The 24,162-nt window shown below is 67.9% G+C and carries 20 protein-coding genes; 6 read left to right on the forward strand and 14 right to left on the reverse strand.

Features of this window, described 5'->3' with window-relative positions:
- Nucleotides 1–81 precede the first annotated feature (81 nt).
- Nucleotides 82–423 (forward strand): transposase, encoded by a 342-nt coding sequence (locus G4G00_RS07175; RefSeq protein ID WP_343161368.1) that lies wholly within the window; start codon nucleotides 82–84, stop codon nucleotides 421–423.
- Nucleotides 424–465: 42 nt separating this feature from the next.
- Here G4G00_RS07175 and G4G00_RS07180 read toward each other — a convergent pair whose 3' ends face one another.
- Entirely contained in the window at nucleotides 466–1,383 is a 918-nt protein-coding gene (locus G4G00_RS07180; RefSeq protein WP_108754091.1) for an LpxL/LpxP family Kdo(2)-lipid IV(A) lauroyl/palmitoleoyl acyltransferase, read from the reverse strand.
- A gap of 60 nt (nucleotides 1,384–1,443) precedes the next feature.
- On the opposite strand from G4G00_RS07180, the gene waaA reads away from it, so the two are divergent.
- Both waaA and G4G00_RS07190 read left to right on the forward strand, forming a co-directional pair.
- Nucleotides 1,444–2,742 (forward strand): lipid IV(A) 3-deoxy-D-manno-octulosonic acid transferase, encoded by a 1,299-nt coding sequence (waaA, locus tag G4G00_RS07185; protein ID WP_108754090.1) that lies wholly within the window; start codon nucleotides 1,444–1,446, stop codon nucleotides 2,740–2,742.
- A gap of 279 nt (nucleotides 2,743–3,021) precedes the next feature.
- The gene (locus tag G4G00_RS07190) at nucleotides 3,022–4,158 is read left to right on the forward strand and encodes an amino acid transporter (RefSeq protein WP_240336090.1); all 1,137 of its coding nucleotides are present in this window, start codon (nucleotides 3,022–3,024) and stop codon (nucleotides 4,156–4,158) included.
- Between the two features lie 76 nt (nucleotides 4,159–4,234).
- On the opposite strand, the gene G4G00_RS07195 is transcribed toward G4G00_RS07190, so the two are convergent.
- The 3 genes from G4G00_RS07195 to G4G00_RS07205 form a co-directional block, all read right to left on the reverse strand.
- Nucleotides 4,235–5,593 (reverse strand): TolC family outer membrane protein, encoded by a 1,359-nt coding sequence (locus tag G4G00_RS07195; protein ID WP_108754088.1) that lies wholly within the window; start codon nucleotides 5,591–5,593, stop codon nucleotides 4,235–4,237.
- A gap of 16 nt (nucleotides 5,594–5,609) precedes the next feature.
- The gene (locus tag G4G00_RS07200) at nucleotides 5,610–6,257 is read right to left on the reverse strand and encodes a protein-L-isoaspartate O-methyltransferase (RefSeq protein ID WP_164272149.1); all 648 of its coding nucleotides are present in this window, start codon (nucleotides 6,255–6,257) and stop codon (nucleotides 5,610–5,612) included.
- 141 nt (nucleotides 6,258–6,398) lie between these two features.
- Complete coding sequence (locus tag G4G00_RS07205) at nucleotides 6,399–7,076, reverse strand: TetR/AcrR family transcriptional regulator (RefSeq protein WP_164272152.1); 678 nt, start codon at nucleotides 7,074–7,076, stop codon at nucleotides 6,399–6,401.
- A gap of 121 nt (nucleotides 7,077–7,197) precedes the next feature.
- Here G4G00_RS07205 and G4G00_RS07210 point away from each other — a divergent pair, with 121 nt between their 5' ends.
- Together G4G00_RS07210 and G4G00_RS07215 are read left to right on the forward strand one after the other, a co-directional pair.
- Complete coding sequence (locus G4G00_RS07210; protein ID WP_108754086.1) at nucleotides 7,198–8,319, forward strand: efflux RND transporter periplasmic adaptor subunit; 1,122 nt, start codon at nucleotides 7,198–7,200, stop codon at nucleotides 8,317–8,319.
- A gap of 3 nt (nucleotides 8,320–8,322) precedes the next feature.
- Nucleotides 8,323–11,484 (forward strand): efflux RND transporter permease subunit, encoded by a 3,162-nt coding sequence (locus G4G00_RS07215; protein WP_164272168.1) that lies wholly within the window; start codon nucleotides 8,323–8,325, stop codon nucleotides 11,482–11,484.
- Between the two features lie 271 nt (nucleotides 11,485–11,755).
- Here the strand turns inward: G4G00_RS07215 and G4G00_RS07220 are convergent, their stop codons facing one another.
- On the reverse strand, nucleotides 11,756–12,661 hold the full coding sequence (locus G4G00_RS07220; RefSeq protein ID WP_108754084.1) for a LysR family transcriptional regulator: 906 nt from the start codon (nucleotides 12,659–12,661) through the stop codon (nucleotides 11,756–11,758).
- 117 nt (nucleotides 12,662–12,778) lie between these two features.
- Here G4G00_RS07220 and G4G00_RS07225 point away from each other — a divergent pair, with 117 nt between their 5' ends.
- A complete protein-coding gene (locus tag G4G00_RS07225; RefSeq protein ID WP_108754083.1) occupies nucleotides 12,779–13,552 on the forward strand; it encodes an SDR family oxidoreductase in 774 nt (257 codons plus the stop codon).
- A gap of 106 nt (nucleotides 13,553–13,658) precedes the next feature.
- Here the strand turns inward: G4G00_RS07225 and leuB are convergent, their stop codons facing one another.
- The 9 genes from leuB to ilvC all read right to left on the reverse strand — a co-directional run bounded on the left by leuB (nucleotide 13,659) and on the right by ilvC (nucleotide 23,322).
- Complete coding sequence (leuB, locus tag G4G00_RS07230) at nucleotides 13,659–14,720, reverse strand: 3-isopropylmalate dehydrogenase (protein WP_164272172.1); 1,062 nt, start codon at nucleotides 14,718–14,720, stop codon at nucleotides 13,659–13,661.
- The gene (gene leuD, locus G4G00_RS07235) at nucleotides 14,710–15,288 is read right to left on the reverse strand and encodes a 3-isopropylmalate dehydratase small subunit (protein ID WP_006390726.1); all 579 of its coding nucleotides are present in this window, start codon (nucleotides 15,286–15,288) and stop codon (nucleotides 14,710–14,712) included. The genes leuB and leuD overlap by 11 nt, the downstream gene beginning before the upstream one ends.
- The gene (gene leuC, locus G4G00_RS07240; RefSeq protein WP_164272175.1) at nucleotides 15,288–16,706 is read right to left on the reverse strand and encodes a 3-isopropylmalate dehydratase large subunit; all 1,419 of its coding nucleotides are present in this window, start codon (nucleotides 16,704–16,706) and stop codon (nucleotides 15,288–15,290) included. The genes leuD and leuC overlap by 1 nt, the downstream gene beginning before the upstream one ends.
- 60 nt (nucleotides 16,707–16,766) lie before the next feature.
- Nucleotides 16,767–17,549 carry a class I SAM-dependent methyltransferase gene (locus tag G4G00_RS07245; protein WP_164272177.1) on the reverse strand — a complete coding sequence of 261 codons (783 nt, stop codon included), beginning with the start codon at nucleotides 17,547–17,549 and terminating at the stop codon, nucleotides 16,767–16,769.
- Nucleotides 17,550–17,559: 10 nt separating this feature from the next.
- A complete protein-coding gene (locus tag G4G00_RS07250) occupies nucleotides 17,560–19,143 on the reverse strand; it encodes a 2-isopropylmalate synthase (RefSeq protein WP_108754078.1) in 1,584 nt (527 codons plus the stop codon).
- Nucleotides 19,140–20,240, reverse strand: a complete 1,101-nt coding sequence (locus G4G00_RS07255; protein ID WP_164272180.1) for a threonine dehydratase — start codon at nucleotides 20,238–20,240, stop codon at nucleotides 19,140–19,142. Before G4G00_RS07255 ends, G4G00_RS07250 begins: the two co-directional genes overlap by 4 nt.
- 96 nt (nucleotides 20,241–20,336) lie before the next feature.
- A complete protein-coding gene (locus G4G00_RS07260) occupies nucleotides 20,337–20,588 on the reverse strand; it encodes an ACT domain-containing protein (RefSeq protein WP_108750606.1) in 252 nt (83 codons plus the stop codon).
- Entirely contained in the window at nucleotides 20,572–22,308 is a 1,737-nt protein-coding gene (gene ilvG, locus G4G00_RS07265; RefSeq protein ID WP_108754077.1) for an acetolactate synthase 2 catalytic subunit, read from the reverse strand. The genes G4G00_RS07260 and ilvG overlap by 17 nt, the downstream gene beginning before the upstream one ends.
- A 39-nt stretch (nucleotides 22,309–22,347) precedes the next feature.
- Entirely contained in the window at nucleotides 22,348–23,322 is a 975-nt protein-coding gene (gene ilvC, locus G4G00_RS07270; RefSeq protein WP_108754076.1) for a ketol-acid reductoisomerase, read from the reverse strand.
- Nucleotides 23,323–24,162 lie beyond the last annotated feature (840 nt).

Below are 24,162 nucleotides of genomic sequence, written 5' to 3' on the forward strand. Positions count from 1 at the left end.
TCGTTACTCCCGCACCGGCAACGTGTACGTTCTGACCACGGGACCCTGCGCCGTGAACCCTTCTTCGCCGACGCTGCCAACGTGGCGGTCCTGGTCGATGCACTGCGCTTCGTGGAGCGCGCCGTTATCAGCCACAGCCTGGCCTGGGTGGTGATGCCCGACCACGTGAATTGGTTGATGGAGCTGCAGAAGGGCACCCTGGCCGAGGGCATGTCCCTGCTCAAATCCCGCAGCAGCCGCCTGTTGAACCAGCAGCTGGGCCGGCGCGGTGCGCTATGGCAGCAGGGCTCCCACGACCACGCGGTGCGCAGCGATGAATCACTTCACGAGAAGGCCATGTACCTCCTGGCCAACCCGGTCCGTGCAGGCTTGGCGTGCGAGGTGGGGGAACACCCGTGCGCATGGTGCCGTTGGCCGTTGTAATCCCGTGGCATCGCGCGAAAATCATCCACGCATGGCGTGGATCTACTTGTAGAAATCGCTGCGGCCGCCGGGCTGGCGCTTGAACCGGCGGTGGATCCACAGGTACTGGTCGGGGGCTTCGCGCACCATCTGTTCGATGGCCTGGTTCACCCGCGTGGTATCGGCTTCCACGTCTTCACTGGGGAAGTTCTCCAGCGGCGCGCCGATCTTCAGGAAATACTTCCCGCCTTCGCGACGGTGGAAGTAGGGGATGACCGCGCAGCCGGTCATCCGCGCAAACTGGTGGGTGGCGGTGATGGTGGCCGCGGTATGGCCGAAGAACGGCACGAACACGGTGTCCTTGCCGCGCATGTCCTGGTCGGGGGCATACCACAGGAAGCCGCCCTTCTTCAGGTGGCGCACGGTGGCACGGATGTCCTCGTTGGCATACATCGCCTTGGCATAGCGCAGGCGGCCGAACTTCACCGCCCATTCGTACACCGGATTCTTGTGCTTGCGGTACATGCCCGACAGGTCCACGTGGTCGCACAGCAGGCGCCCACACATTTCCAGGGTCATGAAGTGGCCCGACACCAGCAGCACGCCACGGCCTTCGGCCTGCATCTGCTTCAGGTGTTCCAGGCCTTCAATCTGCACCTGCGGGCGGATGCTGTCGATGCTGCCCCACCAGGAACGCGCGCATTCGAAGATGCCCACGCCCAGCGCGTCGAAGCTGTCGCGTACCAGGCGGTTGCGCCAGGCCTCGTCCTTTTCCGGGAAGCACAGCTTCAGATTCACCTCGGCAGCACGGCGGCGGCTGCCGAGCAGGCGCCAGGTGATCCAGCCGACCCCGCGCCCCAGCGCGCGCTGCAGGAACCATGGCAGGCGGGCAATGCCGAACGCAGCGAACATCGCCGCGAACATCGGCCAGTTGCGGGGATCGGCCAGGGACGGGCGGACGGCGGTAGAGGCATCGGACATGCCGCCATTCTACCAACCCCGCCGCGTGTCTTTCCCGGGGGCGTCCCGTATCCTTGCCGCATGCGCAAAGACCCTGTCGAATGGATCCTGCGCGGCCTGTATTCGGCCGTGCTCTACATCCTGCTGCCGATCACCGTGTACCACCTGGTGTGGCGCGGCTTCCGGGTCCGCGAATACTTCCGGCGCTGGGATGAGCGTTACGCCTCCTACCCGCAGCCGACCGGCCAGCCCCGGGTCTGGCTGCACGCGGTATCGGTGGGCGAAGTCAACGCCGCCGCGCCGCTGGTGAACGCGCTGCGCAAGCAGCGCCCGGACATCCGCTGGGTCATCACCACGATCACGCCTACGGGCTCCGAGCGCGTGCGCGCGCTGTGGGGCGATGCGCTGGATCACGTCTACCTGCCGTATGACGTGCCCGGCAGCGTCAACCGCTTCCTCGGCCACTTCCAGCCCAGCCTGGCGCTGATCCTGGAAACCGAGCTGTGGCCGAACATGCTGTTCGGTTGCCGTGACCGCCGCATTCCCGTGTACATCCTCAACGCACGCCTGTCGGCACGCTCACTGCGCGGCTACCGCGTGCTGGCCGCGCTGATCCGCCGTGCCCTGCGCACCGTGACCTGCGTGGCCGCGCAATCGCAGGATGATGCCGCGCGCTTCGTGCAGCTGGGCGCCGCGCCGGAACAGGTGCAGGCACTGGGCAACCTGAAGTTCGACATCGCCACGCCGGAAGTGCAGCCCTTCATCGCCCAGTTCCACCAGCAGGTTCCGGCCCAGCGGCCAGTGTGGATCGCCGCCAGCACCCATGAGGGCGAGGAACAGGCGGTGATCGACCTGCACCGCCGGCTGCGCCTGCAGCATCCGGATCTGCTGCTGCTGTGGGCGCCGCGTCACCCGGAACGCTTCCCCAGGGTGGAAGCGCTGGCCCGCGATCAGGGCTGGCGCGTGGCCACCCGTCGCGCGCAGCAGTGGCCGCAGGCCGATACCGACGTGTTCGTGATCGACACCCTGGGTGAGCTGATGCCGTTCTACGGCTGTGCCCAGGTGGCCTTCGTCGGCGGCAGCCTGCAGGCCATCGGCGGCCACAACCTGCTGGAGCCGGCAGCGCTGGGCACGGCCGCCGTTACCGGCCCGCACCTGCACAACTTCGCGGAAATCTCGCGGCGCATGCGCGAGGCCGGTGCATTGCTGATCGGCGACGACGTGCAGGCCGTGGGCGACCACCTGCAGCACCTGCTGCAGGATCCGCAGGCCCGCGAGGACATGGCCCATGCCGGCTGCACACTGGTCAGCAACGGTCGCGGCGCGCTGCAGCGCACCGTGGCGCTGGTGGAACCGCACCTGCCGCCGCCGCGCGACTGACGCGGCGCCGCGGCGTACTGACGCAAACAGCCGCATAAAGCCTGCTTGATGGCCGAGGTGGTGTCGTAGCTGGCCTGCCTGCTCGGCCGTGCGCGTGTCTTCCATCACAGCGTGGCGCTTGCGCGCCGTTTCCCGATACCGCCGCGTCGTCGCCGCTGCCAGCCTGCTGTCGACCACGCTTGGTCGGCATCAAGGAAGCTTTCAATGAACGTCGATGGCGGCAGCACCGCGCGGGGTGGGGTGCGAACCTGCGGTGTACTTGGCACGGATCATGTACTGGTGCTTGCGCTGGCGCTGCTGGTGGGCGGCAGCGTGGTGGCGCTGGTGGGCCAGCACACCGCAGCGCAGGCCGGCCCGGCAATCGTGCTCAGCCTGCTGCTGGCAGCGCTGGGCGCGTGGCTGGTGCTGTGCAGCCTGCGTGATGCGCTGCGTGCGCAACCCGATGGCAGCGGCCTGCACGATCTGCTGCGGGCGGCCTGGGGCCGGCGCGTGGCCGATCTGTTGCTGCTGGCCCTGGTGCTGGAACTGACCGCCACTGTGGCCGGTGCTGCGCAGTCCGGTGCGCGCCATCTCTACGCGGTCGCGGCCACGCTGGGCGTGGAGCCGCGGCAGTGGCTGCCCGTGCAGGTGGTCGCGGCCGTGCTGGTGCTGGCCACCGCGGCGATGGCGCTGCTGCGGCCGCGTCGCGCGGTGCTGCTGGCCTGTGCGTTGTTGACCCTCAAGTTCGGCATTGGCGCGCTGGTGCTGGTCCTGGCCGCGCGCCACGTGCATTACGCGCACTGGATTCCGTGGTTGCCCAACGCGGTGGCCCCGTACCGCTTCGGCGTGGGTGGGGTGGTCGCCGCCAGTGTGCCGCTGCTGGCGGTGTTTGCCAGCACGGGCCTGCTGCTGGTGGTGGCGCCGCTGGTTAGCCGGCCGCGGCGGCAACTGGTCCTGGCCGTTGGCGTGGCGGTGCCGGTGGGCATGCTCTGGCTGATGGTGCTGGCGGCGCTGCAGTCGGGGCTGGTGGCGTTCCCGGCATTGGCCAGCACGCGGCCGCTGTCGGTGGCCCTGCAGGGGCTCACGCAGCTGCAATGGCTGCTGCCGCTGCTGCCGGCTGCCGGCGCAGCCGGCCTGGCCGCGCTGCAGGTGGTGCTGGTGCTGCTGGCCACAACGCTGTGCCTGCAGCGCTGGGCGGGCGGCGGCGAGCGCCAGCCGTTGCAGCGCGCTGCGGTCATCGCGTGGCTGGGGACAGCGGCGGCGCTGCTGGCGGTGTGGTTGCCCGAAGGGCTGCTGCCCAGCCTGCCGGGTCCGCTGGCGCTGATCGCGCTGGCGGCGGTCTGTGCCGGCCAGATGAAGCAGTCTGGCGCGGCCCGGGTGCGTGCGCCGCTGGCCACCGCGCTGTGCCTGCTGCCGCTTCTGCAGCGGCTGTTCTAAGGGCGGGCAGCACCGCGCAGGCACAAAAAAACCACCCCTGCGGGTGGTTCTTCTGTGCGGCCAGCAACGCCTGCAATCAGCGCGTGGTGGTCGACGGGTTGCCCGCGTCCTGGGTCAGCAGGCGGTTGATGTCCTGCAGCTCGGCCACGTCCAGCGAACCCAGCGACTGGCTCAGCAGCAGGCGGTTCTGCAGGAAGGTATAGCGGGCCTGGGCGTAATCCAGCTGCGCCGAGAACAGGATGCGCTGGTTCTGGATCACGTCCAGCACCGTGCGGGTACCTACTTCCAGGCCGACCTGCGAAGCGTCGTATGCGCTCTGTGCCGAAACCACGGCCAGGCGGCGCGCTTCCACTTCGCTGATGCCCTGAACCAGGGTCTGGTAGGCATTGCGGGTGTTGCGGTCCAGCGCACGCTTCTGCTGTTCGTAGGTGTCCTGGGCGATATCACGCTGGGCCAGGGCCTGGCGCACGCCCGACTGGGTGGCACCGCCGGAGAAGATCGGCACGCTCAGGGTCAGGCCGATGCTGTTGGTGCGGGCATCGGGCGACAGCGAGCCGGCGCCGGTGCTGTCGCCCCAGGTCGCGCTCTTGCCCCAGCTGCCGCCCAGCGACAGGGTCGGGTAGTGACCGCCACGGGCCGCCTGCACGCCGGCTTCGGCGGCGCTGACCTTCAGCTCCTGCGCCTTCAGCGCCGGGTTCTGGCCGCTGGCCTGGGTCACCAGCTCGTCGATGTTGCCACGGTTGGCCGGCACTTCCGGGCGGAAGTCGGCCGGCAGGCCGCGCAGGTTCACCACCGGCTGGCCGGTCAGTTCAGTCAGGGCCTGGTAGTTATCGGCCAGGGTGTTCTGCGCAACGATGGTGTTGGCGCGCGCCTGGTCGTACTGGGCGCGCGCTTCGTGCACGTCGGTGATCGGCGCCAGGCCCACTTCCAGGCGCTTGTCGGCGAAGTCGAACTGCTTCTTCGCGGCTGCTTCATTGGTCTGTGCGGCGGTCAGCGATTCGATCGCCACCAGCACGTTGAAGTAGGCCGCCGAGGTGCGCACGATCAGGCTGTCGTTGGCCGAATCGAGGGTGAAATCCGCCGCCTTGCTCAGCTCACGCTGCGAACGCAGATTGCTGATCTGGGTCCAGTTGAACAGCGTCTGGCTGCCATCGACCGTATAGCTGCGGCGCTTGCTCATCACCGAACCGGAATTGGCATCGGCATTGGCTTCGCTGCGCGTGCGGTTCAGCGCGGCGGTGCCGTTGATCTGCGGCAGCAGGGCAGCGCGTGCCTGCACGGCGCCTTCCTTGTCGTACAGCCGGGTCGATTCGGCAGCGGCCAGCTGCGGGTCACCGTTGCGCGCCATTTCGTAGACCTGCAGCAGGTCGGCGGCATGGGCAGACAACGGCAGCAGGGCAGTGGCCAGCGCAACAGCGAGGGATCGGCGGATCATTGCGGCTTCCTTGGACTCAGAGGTGGAACTGGGGTGCCGGGGCGGCACCGCGCAGGTAATCGATATCGGTCTCGAACAGCGATTCGGTGTTGCCATCGGCTTTGACCAGCAGCGCTTCCATGGCCGGCGAACGGCCGTGGATCACGAACAGGCGGCCACCCGGACGCAGCCACGAGGCGAACTGTGACGGCACCACGTCCACTGCGCCAGTGACACAGATCACGTCGAAGCGGCGATCGGTCTGCCAGGTCAGGGCATCGGCCACTTCCACCCGCACGTTGGTGCCCAGGCCGGAAGCGTCCAGGCGCGCGCGCGCAGCGGCGGCCAGTTCCGGGTCGATTTCCAGGCTCAACACGTCGCGCGCCAGCGCGCCGATGCAGGCCGACAGGAAACCGCTGCCGGTACCGATCTCCAGCACTTCATCACCCGGCTGCAGATCCAGCGCCTGCAGGGTGCGGCCTTCGATCACCGGCTTCATCATCTTCTGGCCGTTGCCGATGGGCAGTTCGACATCGGTGTAGGCCAGCGCACGGCGCGCGTCGGCGACGAAGGCCTCGCGCGGCAGGCGGGCCAGGACGTCGAGCACCTTGATGTCCAGCACGTCCCAGGGACGGATCTGCTGTTCTACCATCAGTTCGCGGGCGTGGGCGTAATCAATCGTCATGAGGTTCAAATCCAGCGCAGTGGGCCGGCCATTTTACCGGTGCCGGAGGCCGGCGGCGCGCCCAGAGCATCAGCTGCCGGGTGGCCGGGGTCGCAGTGCCGGAAGTCATCGCGACCTCCGGTTCGTTCAGGTTGGTGCGGTTCAGTCGTTTCCGGCCCCTCGCGGGGCGTAGGCGCGCAGGAAGAAATCGACGCTGGCGGCCACATGGGTCGTGGCGTCGGTCTCGGCCGGGGACAATGGCATGCCGCACATCATATGCATGTGCACCTCGCCCTTCACCAGGGTCAGGAACTGTTGCCCGGCCTGGGCAAAGTCGTCGATCTGCAGTTCGCCGCGTGCCGTGCGCGAGCGCAGGAACTCGGCCAGCGCCTCGCAGGTGCGCAGCGGGCCGGCCTGCCAGAACAGTTCGCGCAGGCGCGCGTCGGTTTCCGGGGCCATCATTACCCGCTGGATCGACAGCGCCGCGTCCGAGGTGATCAGCTCGAAGAAGGCCACGCCAATGCCCAGCAGCTGGTCGCGCAGCGGGCCCTCGGCGTCGGCCACGAACAGCGCATCGGGCAGCATCTCGATGCACTTGGACTGCACCGCCTGCGAGAACAGGGTCTCTTTGTCGCCGAAATGGCTGTAAACGGTCAGCTTCGATACGCCAGCCTGGGCGGCGATGCTGTCCATGCTGACGCCGCTGTAGCCCTGTTCGATGAACAGCACTTTGGCCGCTTCCAGGATGGCAGCGCGCTTGCCCAGGTCCTTCGGACGCCCGGGCCCGGCGGCCTTGGCAGTGGCCTTGGCCGACGGCTTGCGGGAAGTGGGGGAACTCATTGCCGTAATACTAGACCACGCGGTTCGATATTTATACTATACCGGCTGGTTCAATAATGTCCGTGGCGTAACAGAGTGTTGCCGCCGTGGTCCTCCGGATTTCCTTTCAGGTCGTATCGCCATGAAGAACATGCGTTGGTTGGGCGTAGGTGCGCTGGCCGTGGTGCTGGCAGCGTGTGGCAAGCAGGCGGCCGAGCCGGCGCCGGCCCTGCCGGTGCTGGTGGTCCACCCGGTCACCCAGGACGGGCAGGCGCCGGCGGCGTATCCCGGTGAGGTGCGTGCGCGCCAGGAAAGCCCGCTGTCGTTCCGGGTGGGCGGGAACCTGGTCAAGCGCCACGTCGATGCCGGTGAACGGGTGAAGAAGGGCCAGCTGCTGGCCGAACTGGACGTGGCCGACTACGCCTCGCAGGCAGCGGCGTCGCAGGCCCAGTTGGCGGCGGCCGAAGCCGACCTGGTGCGCGCCCGCGATGACCAGAAGCGCTACGCGAAGCTGGCCGAAGACCAGTTGGTGAGCCGATCGGCGCTGGACCAGCAGACCGCCGCTTTCAAGGCGGCGCAGGGCCAGGCCAATGCCGCCCGGGCCAACCTGGCCGTGGCCCGCAACCAGGCCGAGTACGCGCAGCTGCGGGCACCGGCCGATGGCGTGATCGCCAGCCGCCAGGCCGAGGCCGGGCAGGTGGTCAGTGCCGGGCAGACGGTGTTCACCCTGGCCGCCGACGGGGGCCGCGAGGTGCTGATCGCCCTGCCGGAAAGCTCGATCCGCGACTACCAGGTCGGCCAGGCCGTGCAGGTGGAACTGTGGAACCGCCCGGGCCAGATGTTGCCCGGCACGCTGCGCGAAATCGCCCCGGCGGCCGATGCGCAGGCACGCACCTATGCCACCCGCGTCAGCCTGGCGCCGGAAGCGCTGAGCGAGGTGGAACTGGGCCAGAGCGCACGGGTGTTCGCCACGGCGGGCCGCAGCGGCACGCTGCAGTTGCCGCTGGCCGCCGTGCAGCGCGGCGCCGATGGCCAGGCCAGCGTGTGGGTGGTCAATCCTGCCACCGGCGCGCTGAAGGCGACGCAGGTCAAGGTCGGCGCCTACGGTGCGCAGGCCGTACCGGTGCTGTCCGGCGTAGCGGCGAGTGATTGGGTGGTGGCCGCCGGCGGTCATCTGCTGCGCGAAGGCCAGGTGGTGGCGCCGGTGGACCGGCAGAACCGTCCGGTGCTGGCACCGACTGCGCCCGCCGCCAAGGAACACTGAGCCATGCGCCGCTTCAATCTTTCCGAGTGGGCGCTGGGCAACCGCCCGCTGGTGCTGTTTGCCATGCTCGCCTTCGCCGTCATCGGCGCATGGTCGTACAAGCATCTGGGGCAGTCCGAAGATCCGCCGTTCACCTTCAAGGCGATGGTGGTGCGCACGATGTGGCCCGGCGCCACCGCCGAGCAGGTCTCGCGGCAGGTGACCGAGCCGATCGAGAAAGCGCTGATGAACACCGGCGAATACGAGTTCATCCGCTCGTACTCGCGCCCGGGCGAATCGCAGGTGATCTTCATGGCCCGCGACAGCCTGCGTTCCAAGCAGATTCCCGACCTCTGGTACCAGGTTCGCAAGCGCGTGGGCGATATCCGCGCCACCTTGCCGCGCGAGATCGTCGGCCCGTTCTACAACGATGAGTTCGGCGATACCTTCGGCAACATCTACGCCTTGACCGGCGAAGGCTTCGATTACGCAGTGATGCGTGACTACGCCGACCGCATCCAGCTGGAACTGCAGCGCGTGCCCGACGTGGGCAAGATCGATCTGGTCGGCCTGCAGGACGAGAAGGTCTGGATCGAGCTGTCCAACACCAAGCTGGCCACGCTGGGCGTGTCGCTGCAGCAGGTGCAGCAGGCCCTGGCCGATCAGAACGCGGTGACCGCCAGCAGCTTCTTCGAAACCCCGACCGACCGCGTGCAGTTGCGCGTGACCGGTCAGTTCGATTCCATCGACGACATCCGCCGCTTCCCGATCCAGGCCGGCGAGCGAACCGTGCACCTGGGCGACATTGCCGAGATCAAGCGCGGCTTCGCCGATCCCGCTTCGCCGAAGATGCGCTTCATGGGCCAGGATGCGATCGGCCTGGCCGTGGCGATGAAGGACGGCGGTGACATCCTGAAGCTGGGCGCCACCCTGGATGCCGAGTTCGAGCGCCTGCAGAAGACCCTGCCGGCCGGCATGCAGCTGCGCAAGGTCTCCGACCAGCCGCATGCGGTGGAAGAATCGGTAGGCGAGTTCGTGCAGGTGCTGACCGAAGCGGTGGTGATCGTGCTGCTGGTCAGCTTCTTCTCGCTGGGCCTGCGCACCGGCCTGGTGGTGGGCGTGACCATCCCGCTGGTGCTGGCGATGACCTTCTTCGTCATGCACTACTTCGACATCGGCCTGCACAAGATCTCGTTGGGCGCGCTGGTGCTGGCACTGGGCCTGCTGGTGGACGATGCGATCATCGCGGTGGAAATGATGGCCACCAAGATGGAGCAGGGCTACGACCGCCTGCGTGCGGCCAGCTTCGCCTGGGAATCGACCGCCTTCCCGATGCTGACCGGCACCCTGATCACTGCGGCCGGCTTCCTGCCGATCGCCACGGCCGCGTCCAGTACCGGCGAATACACCCGCTCGCTGTTCCAGGTGGTGACCATCGCCCTGGTGGTGTCGTGGATCGCGGCGGTGCTGTTCATTCCCTACCTGGGCGACAAGATGCTGCCGGACCTGTTCAATCCGCAGCCGCCCAAGCCCGGCAGCCAGGCCGCGCGCTGGCATGCGCGCCGCCTGCAGTGGGCCGACCGCCATCCGGCGCTGGCACGCTGGATCCTGCCAAAGCAGCACGACCACGACCATGATCCGTACCAGCGGCCGTTCTACACCCGCTTCCGTGCGTTCCTGGACCGTTGCCTGCGCCACCGCTGGTGGGTAATCGCCGCAACCATCGCGCTGTTCGTCGGGTCGCTGCTGCTGTTCCGCTTCGTGCCGCAGCAGTTCTTCCCCGATTCCACCCGCCCCGAGCTGATGGTGGACATCGAACTGGCCGAAGGTGCGTCGCTGGCCGCCACCCAGGCCCAGGCCGACAAGCTGGAAAAACTGCTGCAGGGGCGCGCAGGCATCAGCAACTACGTGGCCTACGTCGGCACCGGTTCGCCGCGCTTCTACCTGCCGCTGGACCAGCAGTTGCCGGCCACCAACTTCGCCCAGTTCGTGGTGCTTACCGACGATGCCAAGGCGCGCGAAAGCACCCGCGACTGGATGCTGAAGGACGTGATCAAGCAGTTCCCGGACGTGCAGATGCGCGTGACCCGGCTCGAGAACGGTCCGCCGGTGGGCTACCCGGTGCAGATGCGCGTATCGGGTGAACACATCGCCCAGGTGCAGGCCATCGCGCGCCAGGTCGAGGCCAAGGTGCGCGAGAACCCGCACGTGATGAACGTCAACCTGGACTGGAGCGAGCCGAGCAAGGTGGTGCGGCTGGTGATCGACCAGGACCGTGCACGCGCGCTGGGGGTGAGCAGCGCCCAGGTCAGCCAGTTCCTCAGCAGTTCGCTGTCGGGCATGAGCGTGAGCATCTATCGTGAAGGCAACCGCCAGATCGAGATGCTGCTGCGGGGGCCGGACAACGAGCGCGCGCAGCTGGACCTGCTGGGCAGCCTGGCCATTCCGACCAGCGGCGGTACCGCCGTGACCCTGTCGCAGGTCGCGCGCCTGGAGTACGCCTTCGAAGACGGCATCATCTGGCACCGCAACCGCCTGCCGACGGTCACCGTGCGTGCGGACATCAGCGATGGCATGCAGGCGCTGGATGTGGTGCAGCAGATCGTGCCGACCCTGGATGGCATCCGTGCCGGGCTGCCCAGTGGCTACCTGCTGGAAACCGGCGGTTCGGTGGAAGACTCCACCCGCGGCCAGGATTCGATCAAGGCCGGCATGCCGCTGTTCCTGATCGTGGTGGCCACCCTGCTGATGCTGCAGCTGCGCAGCTTCTCGCGTGCGGCCATGGTGCTGGTCACCGCGCCGCTGGGCATCATCGGCGCAACGCTGTTCCTGCTGCTGTTCCGCGCACCGTTCGGTTTCGTGGCCTTGCTGGGCACGATCGCGCTGGCCGGCATGATCATGCGCAACTCGGTGATCCTGATCGACCAGATCCAGCAGGACATCGACGCTGGGCACGACCGCTGGCACGCCATCATCGATGCCACCGTCCGCCGCTTCCGCCCGATCGTGCTGACCGCGCTGGCCGCGGTGCTGGCGATGATTCCGCTGTCGCGCAGCGCGTTCTACGGCTCGATGGCGATCTCGATCATGGGCGGCCTGATCGTCGGCACCGTACTGACCCTGGTGTTCCTGCCGGCGCTGTACGCCGCCTGGTTCCGGGTGAAGCCGGACGAATCCGGGGCATGACGCCCCGGGTTTCCGGCCACCGCCTCTGGTAGATGCCAACCTTGGTTGGCACGGGTCGGGGCATCCACGCATGGCGTGGTTCCACCGCATTGGTAGGTGCCAACCTTGGTTGGCACGGATGGCTGCATCCACGCATGGCGTGGTTCCACCGCTTGGTAGGTGCCAACCTTGGTTGGCACGCATGGCCGCAGCCACGCATGGCGTGGCTCTACCGCTTGGTAGGTGCCAACCTTGGTTGGCACGCATGGCTGCATCCACGCATGGCGTGGATCTACTGAAGCTGCAGACCCTCCCGCAATACCGGCAGCAGCCACTCGATGAACACCTGCACACGCTGCGCACGGTGCTGCCGATGTGGCAGCAGCAGGGTGACCGGCAAAGGCTGTGCCGCGTACTGCGGCATCACCTCCACCAGAGCGCCAGAGCGCAGTTCTTCCTGCACGTCGTAGCGGGGAATCTGCAACAGCCCCAGCCCGGCCACGCAGCAGGCGATGGATGCCTCCGCACTGTTCACCCGCACCCAGCCGGGCATAGGCAGCGTGCGCAGCTGACTGCCCTCCTGCCACTCCCATGGTTCCACCCGCGCCGTGGTCGGCGAGGCGTAGTTCACCGCACGGTGCTGCTGCAGGTCGGCAGGTTGCTGCGGCACGCCGTTCTCGCGCAGGTAAGCCGGTGACGCCACGTTGGCGAAATCCAGCGCTCCCAACGTGCGTGCCACCAGGCTGGAATCGCCCAGTTGGCCAACCCGCAGCACCGCATCGCAGCCGTCTTCGATCAGGTTCACCGCGCGGTCGGTCATGCCCAGGTCCACTTCCACCTGCGGATGGCGCGCGAAAAAGTCGGGCAGGGCCGGGGCGATGATGCGGCGGCCGATGCGGCTGGGCACGTCGATCTTCAGCAGGCCTACCGGCTGCGCGTCGTCCTGGCGGAACAGTGATTCGGCGTCTTCGACTTCAGCGAGCAGGCGCAGGCAGCGTGCATGGAATACGTCGCCGTCATGGGTGGTGGATACGCGGCGGGTGGAGCGCTGCAGCAGGCGGGTGCCGAGCCGCTGTTCCAGTTCGGCCACCGCCGCAGAGACCGTAGAGCGGGGCAGGCCGAGCTGGTCGGCGGCGCGGGTGAAGCTGGCGCATTCAACGACCCGGGTGAAGATGCGGAAGCGATCGATCCGGTCCATTGTTCGCTGGCTCTGGAAAGTTAAGTCAATGTGGCGGGCTTTATCCGCTTTTTCCGCACGATATCGTCGTCAGGGCAGGGTTGCCACCCCGGGCAGCCCCCTCCCGAGACCGACGCCATGACCGACCATTCCCTGAAGGGCAAGACCGTGCTGATCGCCGGTGGCGCCAAGAACCTGGGTGGGCTGATTGCCCGCGATTTCGCCGCCCAGGGCGCCAGCGCCATCGTGGTCCACTACAACAGCGCCGCCAGCCAGGCCGACGCAGAGGCCACTGTCGCCGCCGTGCAGGCTGCTGGCAGCAAGGCCATTGCCTTGCAGGGTGACCTGACCTCGGCGGCAGCGGTGGAGCGCCTGTTTGGCGATGCCGTGGCGGCGGTCGGTCGGCCCGATATCGCGATCAATACGGTTGGAAAAGTGCTGAAGAAGCCGATGCTGGAGATCAGTGAAGCGGAGTACGACGAGATGAGCGCGGTCAACGCCAAGGCCGCGTTCTTCTTCCTCAAGGAGGCCGGCCGTCACGTCAACGACGGCGGCCGCATCTGCACCCTGGTCACGTCGTTGTTGGGTGCCTACACGCCGTTCTACTCCAGCTACGCCGGCACCAAGGCGCCGGTCGAGCACTTCACCCGTGCAGCATCGAAGGAGTTCGGCGAACGCGGCATCTCGGTGACCGCGATCGGTCCGGGCCCGATGGACACGCCGTTCTTCTACCCGGCAGAGAGTGCCGATGCGCAGGCGTATCACAAGACTGCAGCGGCGCTGTCGGCGTTCACCCGTACCGGCCTGACCGACATTGCCGATATCGTGCCGTGGATCCGGTTCCTGGTGACCGATGGCTGGTGGATGACCGGGCAGACCGTGCTGGTCAACGGTGGGTACACGACCAAGTAAAGCAGACACGCATAGCGTGGCTGCCTGCTACCTGTAGAGTCGAGCCATGCTCGACTGCTGTCGAATGAGCCGAGCATGGCTCGGCTCTACAGGTGTTGCCGATGGGTCAGCGCAGCTTCGCCAACACCGCGTCGGTGGCGGCCGCCGTGCTCACCGCCTGGCCCTTGGCGGCCAGGTCGGCGGTGAACACGCCGTCGTCCAGCACCGCATGCACGGCTGCTTCGACGGCGGCGGCTTCCGCTTCCAGCCCCAGCGAATGGCGCAGCAGCATCGCCGCGCTGAAGATCGTCGCGTAGGGGTTGGCAATGCCCTTGCCGGCGATATCCGGTGCCGAACCGTGGATCGGTTCGTAGATGCCCACCGCGCCCGGTTCACCCAGCGACGCCGACGGCAGCAGACCCAGCGAGCCGGCCAGCATCGAGGCCTCATCGGTGAGGATGTCGCCGAACATGTTCTCGGTCACGATCACGTCGTACTCGCGCGGCTTGGCCAGCAGGTGCATGGCCATTGAATCGACCAGCTGGTGCTCCAGCGCAACGTCCGGGAATTCCTCGCGACCGATGCGTGCGGCCACGTCGCGCCACAGGCGCGAGGTTTCCAGCACGTTGGCCTTGTCCACCGAAGTGACCTTGCCGCGACGCTGCTGCGCCAGGCGGAAGGCGCTGCGCAGCACGCGCTCGATCTCGGTCACGGTGTAGCGGCACAGGTCGCTGGCGCTGTCCGCATCGCGGGTCTTGTCGCCGAAGTAGATGCCACCGGTCAGTTCGCGCACCACCACGAAGTCCACGCCCTGCAGCAGCTCGGCCTTGATCGGCGAGGCGTGCAGTGCGGCTTCATGGGTGCGCACCGGGCGCAGGTTGGCGTACAGGCCCAGTGCCTTGCGGATCGCCAGCAGGCCCTGTTCCGGGCGCACCTTGGCATTGGGGTCGGACCACTTCGGGCCACCCACGGCGCCCAGCAGCACGGCGTTGGCCGCCTGGCAGGCGGCCAGAGTGGTGGCCGGCAGCGGTTCGCCGTGGCGGTCGATGGCGATGCCGCCGATATCGTGCTCGCTGAAAGCGAAGGTGTGGTTGAAGCGTTCGGCGACGGCCTTCAGGACGGCAACCGCGGCAGCGGCCACTTCCGGGCCGATGCCATCACCGGGCAGGACAACAATCTCAGCGTGCATGCTCACTCTCGTAACGTTCGATTTCAGGGACACGGCCCAACAGATACCCCAATTGGTCCACGCCTTCCAGCAGGCAGGTCTGCGAGAAGCCATCCAGCGGGAAGGAATACACCCGGCCATCGGGCGTGCGCAGCTCGCGCGCGGCCACATCTATGGTCAGCTCGTCGTCGGGGCGCTGCATCAGCGCCTGCACGTCGGCTTCGTCCAGCACGATCGGCAGCAGGCCGTTCTTCAGCGAATTGCCGCGGAAGATGTCGGCGATCTCGCTGCTGACGATGGCGCGCAGGCCCAGGTCGGTCAGCGCCCACGGCGCATGTTCGCGCGAAGAACCGCAGCCGAAGTTGCGGCCCGCCAGCAGGATGCTGCGGCCGGCGTTGTGCGGCTGGTTGAAGGCGAAGTCGGCCACCGGCGAACCGTCGGCCTGCCAGCGCCAGTCATTGAACGCGTTGCGGCCCAGGCCGGCGCGTTCGGTGGTGGACAGGAACCGCGCCGGAATGATCTGGTCGGTGTCGATGTTGGTCTGCGCCAGCACCACACTGGACGATGTCAGGGTACGGAAACCGGCCATCACGCCACCTCCTGTGCGAACAGTTCGCGGGTATCGGCCACCTGGCCCTTCACCGCGGCCCAGGCCGCGCTCATCGGCGAAGCCAGCAGGGTGCGCGAACCGGGGCCCTGGCGGCCCTCGAAGTTGCGGTTGCTGGTGCTCACGGCCAGCTGGCCGGGGGCGACCAGGTCACCGTTCATGGCGATGCACATCGAACAGCCCGGCTCGCGCCATTCGGCACCGGCGGCACGCACGATCTCGTGGATGCCTTCGGCCTCGGCCTGGCGCTTGACGATTTCCGAACCCGGCACCACCAGCATGCGCACGCCGTCGGCCACGTGGCGGCCACGCAGCACCTGCGCCACTTCGCGCATGTCGCTCAGGCGGCCGTTGGTGCAGGAGCCGACGAACACCACGTCCACCGGCGTACCGGCCAGGGCATGGCCGGGCTGGAAGTGCATGTAGTCCAGGCCCTTCTGCGCGGCGGCATCGTTGGCGGCCGGAATCGGCGCGTCCACCGCAATGGCGGTACCCGGGTGGGTGCCCCAGGTCAGGATGGGGCGGATGTCGGTGGCATCGATGCGCACTTCGCTGTCGAAGCGTGCGCCGTCATCGCTGCGCAGCTGCTGCCAGCGCGCCACGGCGGCATCGAAGTCGGCGCCCTTGGGGCCGCGCGGGGTGTTGGCCACGAAGTCGAAGGTGACCTGGTCCGGGGCCACCATGCCGGCGCGCGCGCCGGCTTCGATGGACATGTTGCACAGGGTCATGCGCTGTTCCATGTCCATCGCTTCGATGGTGCTGCCACGGAACTCGATCACATGGCCGGTGCCACCGTTCACGCCGATCACGCCGATGATGTGCAGGACCACGTCCTTGGCGCCCACGCCCGGCGCCAGCGCGCCGTCGACGGTGATCGCCAAGGTCTTGGCCTTGCGCTGCAGCAGGCACTGGGTGGCCAGCACGTGGCCCACTTCGCTGGTGCCGATGCCGAAGGCCAGCGAGCCGAACGCACCGTGGGTGGAGGTGTGGCTGTCACCGCAGACGATGGTCATGCCCGGCTGGGTGAAGCCCTGTTCCGGCGCGATGACGTGGACGATGCCGCGGTTGTCCGAAGCCATGTCGAACAGTTCGATGCCGTACTCGGCGCAGTTGCGCGCCAGGGTGGCCACCTGCGCTTCGGAGGCGGCGCTGGCATAGGGCAGCTTGCCGTCGGCACCGGCCGGCAGGGTCGGGGTGGAATGGTCCATCGTCGCCTTGGTGCGGTCCGGGCGGCGCGGCGCCAGGCCGCGCGCGCGCAGCTCGGTGAAGGCCTGCGGCGAGGTGACCTCGTGGATCAGGTGCAGGTCGATGTACAGCACGGCGGGGGCGCTGTCGGATTCGGGAACCACCACGTGGGCGTCCCACAATTTGTCGTACAGGGTGCGGGGTGCGGAAGTCATGCGTATGCCTGGCAGAAGTACGAGATAGCGAACATCAGTAAAGAGTATGAAACGGTCAAGTCAGCGACGGCGGGCGAGCACGCGCAGGCGCACGTAGTCGGCCAGCGGCTGGCCAGCGGCGTCACGCGGCAGGTCGTCCAGAAGGGCCGCCGCGGCGTCGCGCACGGTGGCGCGGGCGTGGTCCGGCAGGTCGTCCAGCAGCGGTGCGGCGAACACCCGCAGCCAGCCGGCCACGCCGGTCGGCAGTGCGGTGGGGCGTGGCGTGGTTTCGATCAACTGCACCTGGAAGCCGTGCTGGCGCAGGCGATCGGCGTAGCTGTCGGCGGTCGGGAAGTACCACTGGAACGCGCTGGCGCCGTGGCCACGGGCCACGCGTGCGGCCTGAACCGCTGCAATGATCGTGGCCACGTTGCCATGGCCGCCGAACTCGGCGACGAAGCGGCCGCCAGGGCGCAGCGCCCGGCGCACCCCTTCCAGCACGCGGTCGGGGTTGCCCATCCAATGCAGCGCAGCGTTGCTGAACACCGCATCGAATTCACTGTCGAAGGCCAGCGCGTGGCCGTCCATCACCTGCGCATCGACACCGCGCGCGCGGGCGGCGATCACCAGCTCGGGCGAGGCATCCACGCCGTGCAGGCGGGCGCCGCTCAGTGCCAGTTCGGTGGTGAGCACGCCATCGCCACAGCCCAGGTCCAGGATGCGCTCGCCGGCGCGCGGGTCGAGCAGGCGCGCAACCGCACCGCCGAGCAGCGGCACGAAGCCGGCGTCGATCGCATAGTCCTGGGCATTCCACTGCTGGCCGGCCGAGGCCGAGGCCGTGGTGGGGGTGTCGAAGGCGCTCATGTCACAGTCCTCAGGCGGTGGCGGGGGTCGCGGTTTCGGTGGTGCTGGCGGCGGCCTGGCGCTGGCGCAGCAGACGGTTGGCCACATCCAACCAGGCCAGTGCAGAGGCTTCGATGATGTCCTTGCTGGTGCCGGTACCGTCGTACTCGATGCCTTCATGGCGCACGCTCAGGTTGGCCTCGCCGCGCGCATCGGCGCCGATGCCCACGCTGTGCACCTGGTAGCTGTCCAGCATCAGCTGCACGCCGGTGGCGGCCGACAGCGCGCCGAACAGGGCGTCGACCGGTCCATCGCCCTGCGCGGTCTCGGCCACGCGGTTGCCTTCGGGGTCGGACAGTTCCACCAGGGCGTTGGCGCGGCTGCCGACATCGCTGATGGTCATCGAAGCCAGGCGATAGCCCTGCGCGTTGGACCCGCCCTGCATCAGGGTCTGCAGATCCGCATCGGTTACCACGCGCTGCTGCTCGCACAGGCCCTTGAACTGCTCGAACACCAGCTTCAGCTCGTCTTCTTCCAGCCAGAAGCCCAGCGCACGCAGGCGCGACTCCACGGCGGCGCGGCCGCTGTGGCGGCCCAGCACCATCTGCGAATCTTCCCAGCCCACGTCTTCCGGACGCATGATTTCGTAGGTGCCGCGGTGGCGCAGCATGCCGTGCTGGTGGATGCCCGATTCATGGGCGAAGGCATTGGCGCCCACAATGGCCTTGTTGCGCTGTACCGGCATGCCGACCAGGCGCTGCAGCAGCTGCGAGGTGCCGACGATGCGCGGGGTGTTGATGGCGGTGTCCTGCTCGTAGAACGCCTGGCGCACCTTCAGCGCCATGGTGATCTCTTCCAGCGAGCAGTTGCCGGCGCGCTCGCCGATGCCATTGATCGTGCACTCGACCTGGCGTGCGCCGCCTTCGACGGCGGCCAGCGAGTTGGCCACGGCCAGGCCCAGATCGTTGTGGCAGTGCGCGCTGAAGATCACGTTGGCCGCGTTGGGGACATCGGCCACGCCGGCGATCACCTGCTGGAACATCGCGCGGATTTCTTCCGGGGTGGTGAAGCCCACGGTGTCGGGCAGGTTGATGGTGGTGGCACCGGCGGCGATGGCCACCCGCGAGACCTCGATCAGATAGTCCAGCTCGGTACGGGTGGCATCTTCGGCGGAGAACTCCACGTCGTCGATGTACGAGCGCGCCAGGGTCACGTGCTTGCGCACCGATTCCAGCACCTGCTCGCGGGTCATGCGCAGCTTGTGTTCGCGGTGCAGCGGGCTGGTCGACAGGAACACGTGCAGGCGCGGGTTGGCCGCAGCTTCCAGGGCGCGCGCCGAGGTTTCGATGTCGGCCTGCAGGCAGCGCGACAGCACGGCCAGGGTCAGGCTGGGGCGGCGCAGTTCACGGCCGATCAGGGCCATCGCTTCGCGGTCGGACTGCGAGCTGGCCGGGAAGCCGGTCTCGATGATGTCCACGCCCAGTTCGTCCAGCGCACGCGCCATCACCAGCTTCTGCGGCGGGCTCATGCTGCAGCCGGGGGACTGCTCGCCGTCACGCAGGGTGGTGTCGAAGATGCGGATGCGCGGGGTGGTAATTCGTTCGATGGTGGTCACAGGGAAATCTCCTCGACAGCGGGCGTTGCGGCTTGCAGGTGGGAAGGGGAAGGGGAAGCGGTGGGAACGCTGGCCTTGGCGGGCGAGCGCGGTGGCGTACGGTTGGCGTCGGTGCGGCGCCTGCGCGGTTTGCGCGGCGGCCGCGGGCGGACGTCGGTGAGCAGGCCGGCCAGGACACCGGCGTCGATGTTGCCGCCGGACACCACCGCACACTTGCGGCGGCCGGCCACGCGGCGCCCGGCGGCCAGCGCCAGCGCACCGGCGCCTTCGGCGATGATGTGTTCTTCCAGCGCCAGCCGCACCAGCGTCTCGCGCAGTTCGGCTTCGCGCACGATCACCACGTCGTCCAGCAGCGAGGTGCAGAGGCGGCGGGTCAGGAAGCCGGGAATCTTCACCCGTACACCGTCGGCCAGCGACGGCACCGGTGCGATCTCGCGCACGTCACCGCTGATCGCGCGGGCCATGGAATCCACGCCCTCGACCTGCGCGCCGATCACGCGCACGCCCTGCGATTTCAGTGCCAGCGCCACGCCGGACGCCAGGCCACCGCCGCCGATCGGCACGATCACCACGTCCATGGCGTGGGCGGCCAGTTCGATGCCGACCGTGCCCTGGCCGGCAATCACGTCGGCATCGTCGAACGCCGACAGGAAACGGTAGCCGTGGCGCTGCGCCAGTTCCACGGCGAAGGCATAGGCCTCGTCATAGCTGTTGCCGTGCTGGCGCACGGTGGCGCCCCAGTGGGCGACGCCGGCGATCTTGGTGGCCGGTGCGCCGTGCGGCATCACGGTGATGGCTGGCACGTCCAGGCGATAGGCGGCCCAGGCCACGCCCTGGGCGTGGTTGCCGGCCGAGGCGCAGATGACCGGCCGGGTATCACCGCGTTCGCGGCCGGCCAGCAGCGCGTTCAGCGCACCACGCACCTTGTAGGAGCCGGTGCGCTGCAGGTTCTCCAGCTTCAGCCAGGTACCGAAGCGTTCGGCATGGTGCAGCGGGGTAGGCGGCAGGAAGCGGCGCAGGCGGGCCTGCGCAGCCAGAACGTCGGCAACGCTTACGTCGCCGACATCGCTTTCGGTGCTGGCATCAGCGGCCGGCATGGGCCACCTGCGGGCGGCGGCACGGCGCCGCATGCGCGAACGGGCGACGAAGAAGACGCCCCCGTACCGGCACCGTGGTTTCTACGATACGGGTGTTCATGATGCGGCTCCTTCCAGTGCGGTGATCTGCACCGACACGCAGTCGTAGATCTTTTCGATCTGCCGGCACAGCGTTTCGGCCGGGCGCTGCCCGTCTACCACCAGCTGCAGGTGCCAGCGGCCTTCGTCGCTGTCCACTGGCGCGCCGCTGATCGCGCGCGGCGCGAAGCCGCGGCGTTCGGCCATGCCGATCACGCGCAGCAGCGCGCCCTCGGCCGGGTGCAGCACCAGGTCAAGCCGGTATTGCATTGGGGGTCTCCTGGCGGGCGTGGGCGGGATTGCTTTCCAGCATGGTGCTGTTGGCGGTGTTGGGCGGCACCAGCGGCCATACGTTGGCGCGGGCGTCGATGGCCACGTGCAGCAGGGCCGGGCCCGGCTCGGCCAGCAGCGCGGCCAGGCCACCTTCCACGTCGTCGCGGGTGTCGATGCGGGTGGCGGCAATGCCGAACACCTTGGCCAGAGCCACGAAGTCCGGGTTGTCGGACAGGTCGATCTCGCTGTAGCGCTCGGCGAAGAACAGTTCCTGCCACTGCCGCACCATGCCCAGCGAACTGTTGTCCAGCAGCACGATCTTCACCGGCAGGCGGCAACGGGCGATGGTGGCCAGTTCCTGCACGTTCATCATGAAGCTGCCATCGCCGGACACCAGCACCACGGTACGGTCGGGGCAGGCGAACTGCGCCCCCATCGCTGCGGGCAGGCCGAAGCCCATGGTGCCCAGTGCGCCACTGGTCAGGTGGTTGCGCGGGTGGTTGAAGCGGCAGTGCTGGGCAACCCACATCTGGTGCTGGCCAACATCGCAGGCGATCACCGCATCGGACGGGGCCAGTTCGCTCAGCCGCTTCAGCAGCGCCGGGGCGTAGATGTGCTGGCCCGGCGCGTCGTAGCGGGCGGCGAAGCGATCACGGTGCTGTGCACAGCGCTTGCGCCATGCGTCCTGGTGGGCCTTGGGGGAGGGGAAGGCCGCACGCAGGGCGCGGATCGCATGGCCCACGTTGCCGGGCACGGCGACATCGGCGCTGCGCAGTTTGGAGATTTCGTACGCGTCGGCGTCGATGTGGACCACGCGGGCGAACGGGGCGAACTCGGCCAGCTTGCCGGTGGCACGGTCATCGAAGCGTGCACCCAGCACCAGCAGCAGATCGCTCTCCTGCACGGCCATGTTCGCCGCACGGGTGCCGTGCATGCCCAGCATGCCCAGCGACTGCGGGTGCTGCGGGGGCAGCGCGCCCAGGCCACGCAGGGTCATCACGGTGGGGATGGCGCTGGCCTCGACGAAGTCGCGCAGGTCCTGCACGGCCTCGCCCAGGGCGATGCCACCGCCGGCGTAGACCACCGGCTTTTCGGCCGCGGCCAGCGCGGCGATGGCTTCAGCAATGGTGGCATCGGCGGCGGCCGCCGGCGGTTCAACGCTGGTCGGCACATGGGCCGGCAGATGGCTGGCATCGGCCAGCTGCACGTCCTTGGGCAGGTCGATCAGCACCGGGCCGGGGCGGCCTTCGCGGGCGATGCGGAAGGCATCGGCCACCACGCGCGGCAGGTCATCGACGCTGCGCACCAGCCAGCTGTGCTTGACGATGGGCATGGTCAGGCCAAACACATCCAGTTCCTGGAAGGCATCGGTGCCCAGCAGTGGCGTGCCGACCTGGCCGGTGATGCAGACCATGGGCACCGAATCCAGCATCGCATCGGCGATGCCGGTCACCAGGTTCGACGCGCCCGGGCCGGAAGTGGCCACGCAGACGCCGACCTGGCCGCTGGCGCGGGCAAAGCCGTTGGCTGCCAGCGCCGCGCCCTGCTCATGGCGCACCAGGATGTGCTTCAGCGCCGAATCCACCAGCGCGTCGTAGAACGGCATGATGGTGCCGCCCGGGTAACCGAACAGCGTACGGACACCCTCGGCCTCCAGCGCCTGGGTCAGCCAGCGCGCGCCGTTGGGCGGCGCGCTGCGGTGTGTGGAAGAGTTCATGGGGGAACCTTGCAAAGCGGGTGGGGGAGGGCCGCGTGGTTACGCGGCCTGTCCTTGCAACCAGACCATCTTGGCGCGCAGTTCCTTGCCTACCTTTTCGATCGGGTGCTCCAGGTCGGCCTGCTTGAACTTGTTGTAGTTCGGCAGGCCCGCTTCGTACTCGGCCACCCAGTTCTTGGTGAAGGTGCCGTCCTGGATGTCCTTCAGGACTTCCTTCATGCGCTCCTTGGTGCCGGCGTCGATCACCCGCGGGCCGCTCACGTAGTCACCGTACTGCGCGGTTTCCGAGATGAATTCCAGCATGCGCGAGATGCCGCCTTCGTAGAACAGGTCCACGATCAGCTTCAATTCGTGCAGCACTTCGTAGTAGGCGATTTCCGGCTGGTAGCCGGCTTCCACCAGGGTTTCGAAGCCAGCCTGCACCAGCGCCGAGGCACCGCCGCACAGCACCGCCTGTTCGCCGAACAGATCGGTTTCGGTTTCTTCCTTGAAGGTGGTCTGGATCAGGTTGGCGCGCGCGCCGCCCAGGCCGGCCGCATAGGCCTGCGCATGCTGCGCGGCCTGGCCGCTGGTGTCCTGGTAGACCGCCCAGATGCACGGCACGCCACGACCGATCTCGTATTCGCGGCGCACCAGCGCGCCCGGGCCCTTCGGCGCGACCAGCACCACGTCCAGGTCGGCGCGCGGTTCGATCATGCCGTAGTGCACGTTCAGGCCGTGGGCGAACAACAGGCAGGCGCCCTGCTTCATGTTCGGCGCCAGCACCTCGTTGTAGAGCTTCTTCTGCACCATGTCCGGGGTCAGCACGGCCACCAGGTCGGCATCCTTCACCGCGTCAGCCGGAGCCACCACGGTGAAACCATCGGCCTGGGCCTTGGCTTCGGTCGGGCCACCCGGGCGCAGGCCTACCACCACGTCGAAGCCGGATTCACGCAGGTTCAGCGCGTGGGCGCGGCCCTGGCTGCCGTAACCGATGACGGCGATCTTGGTCTGGGGCAGGGAGTTGGTGCTCATGGGGGAGGTTCCTTGGCTGGGAAGAAAAAAGACGGCCGGCAGTCGAAGCGACGTACCGGCCGGTCAGGGGAAAACGGGGGAGGAGGCGCCGCGCATCGCACGGGCACAGCCACCACGGCAGGGCGTGGTGGTGCAGGTCCGGGTTTTGCGGGAGGCGGTATGCATGGTCGTGGCTGGATGGCTGAGTGGTTGCGTGTGAAACCAGGTCCTGAAATGAAAAAACCCGCACCTGGGTGGGTGCGGGTTTCTGATCGAGTTCCGGTGTGTGGTGTCTGCTTACACGCTGGCTCGTCCCGCACCTGTGGGCTGGCTAATAAGTACGAGCACGAGAAGCGAACGCAGCGATGCGGCGCCGGAATCGGCGGCTTCAGCAGCGGTTCGCAGGGGCGGGTGGCGTTGCAGCATGGGATCGAGAGAAACATAGCCATTTCGGCGGTGTCAACCCTGACAACGGGTTTTTCATCGGTTTCGCCTGTATCCGGCGAGAAGGCTTGCGGCACAAGGATGGTTGCCGCTGAAAGTGTTTCAGTGAACCGGAATTCACTCTTTTCAGCGGGGTTTTTGCGCGGATTTGCAGGTGATTTCGCCCCGCGCCCTGGATTCACCGGCGCCCGCAGCCGTGCAGGCATCCTGCCCTGGTAGGTGCGGACCTTGGTCCGCACTGGCTTCCCCGAAGCCAGCAGCGGTGCAGGCATCCTGCCCAGGTAGGTGCGGACCTTGGTCCGCACTGGATCCCCCGAAGCCAGCAGCCGTGCAGGCATCCCGCCCAGGTAGGTGCGGACCTTGGTCCGCACTGGCTTCCCCGAAGCCAGCAGCGGTGCAGGCATCCTGCCCTGGTAG

Origin of the sequence: Stenotrophomonas sp. B1-1 (assembly GCF_010894375.1) — a bacterium.
In the GTDB taxonomy this organism is placed as follows: Bacteria; Pseudomonadota; Gammaproteobacteria; order Xanthomonadales; family Xanthomonadaceae; genus Stenotrophomonas.

Bases quoted from the DNA above. Each gene is read 5' to 3' on its own strand.
- G4G00_RS07180 (WP_108754091.1), bottom strand. From the start codon at position 1,383: ATGTCCGATGCCTCTACCGCCGTCCGCCCGTCCCTGGCCGATCCCCGC.
- waaA (WP_108754090.1), top strand. From the start codon at position 1,444: ATGCGCAAAGACCCTGTCGAATGGATCCTGCGCGGCCTGTATTCGGCC.
- G4G00_RS07195 (WP_108754088.1), bottom strand. From the start codon at position 5,593: ATGATCCGCCGATCCCTCGCTGTTGCGCTGGCCACTGCCCTGCTGCCG.
- G4G00_RS07200 (WP_164272149.1), bottom strand. From the start codon at position 6,257: ATGACGATTGATTACGCCCACGCCCGCGAACTGATGGTAGAACAGCAG.
- G4G00_RS07205 (WP_164272152.1), bottom strand. From the start codon at position 7,076: ATGAGTTCCCCCACTTCCCGCAAGCCGTCGGCCAAGGCCACTGCCAAG.
- G4G00_RS07210 (WP_108754086.1), top strand. From the start codon at position 7,198: ATGAAGAACATGCGTTGGTTGGGCGTAGGTGCGCTGGCCGTGGTGCTG.
- G4G00_RS07215 (WP_164272168.1), top strand. From the start codon at position 8,323: ATGCGCCGCTTCAATCTTTCCGAGTGGGCGCTGGGCAACCGCCCGCTG.
- G4G00_RS07220 (WP_108754084.1), bottom strand. From the start codon at position 12,661: ATGGACCGGATCGATCGCTTCCGCATCTTCACCCGGGTCGTTGAATGC.
- G4G00_RS07225 (WP_108754083.1), top strand. From the start codon at position 12,779: ATGACCGACCATTCCCTGAAGGGCAAGACCGTGCTGATCGCCGGTGGC.
- leuB (WP_164272172.1), bottom strand. From the start codon at position 14,720: ATGCACGCTGAGATTGTTGTCCTGCCCGGTGATGGCATCGGCCCGGAA.
- leuD (WP_006390726.1), bottom strand. From the start codon at position 15,288: ATGGCCGGTTTCCGTACCCTGACATCGTCCAGTGTGGTGCTGGCGCAG.
- leuC (WP_164272175.1), bottom strand. From the start codon at position 16,706: ATGACTTCCGCACCCCGCACCCTGTACGACAAATTGTGGGACGCCCAC.
- G4G00_RS07245 (WP_164272177.1), bottom strand. From the start codon at position 17,549: ATGAGCGCCTTCGACACCCCCACCACGGCCTCGGCCTCGGCCGGCCAG.
- G4G00_RS07255 (WP_164272180.1), bottom strand. From the start codon at position 20,240: ATGCCGGCCGCTGATGCCAGCACCGAAAGCGATGTCGGCGACGTAAGC.
- G4G00_RS07260 (WP_108750606.1), bottom strand. From the start codon at position 20,588: ATGCAATACCGGCTTGACCTGGTGCTGCACCCGGCCGAGGGCGCGCTG.
- ilvG (WP_108754077.1), bottom strand. From the start codon at position 22,308: ATGAACTCTTCCACACACCGCAGCGCGCCGCCCAACGGCGCGCGCTGG.
- ilvC (WP_108754076.1), bottom strand. From the start codon at position 23,322: ATGAGCACCAACTCCCTGCCCCAGACCAAGATCGCCGTCATCGGTTAC.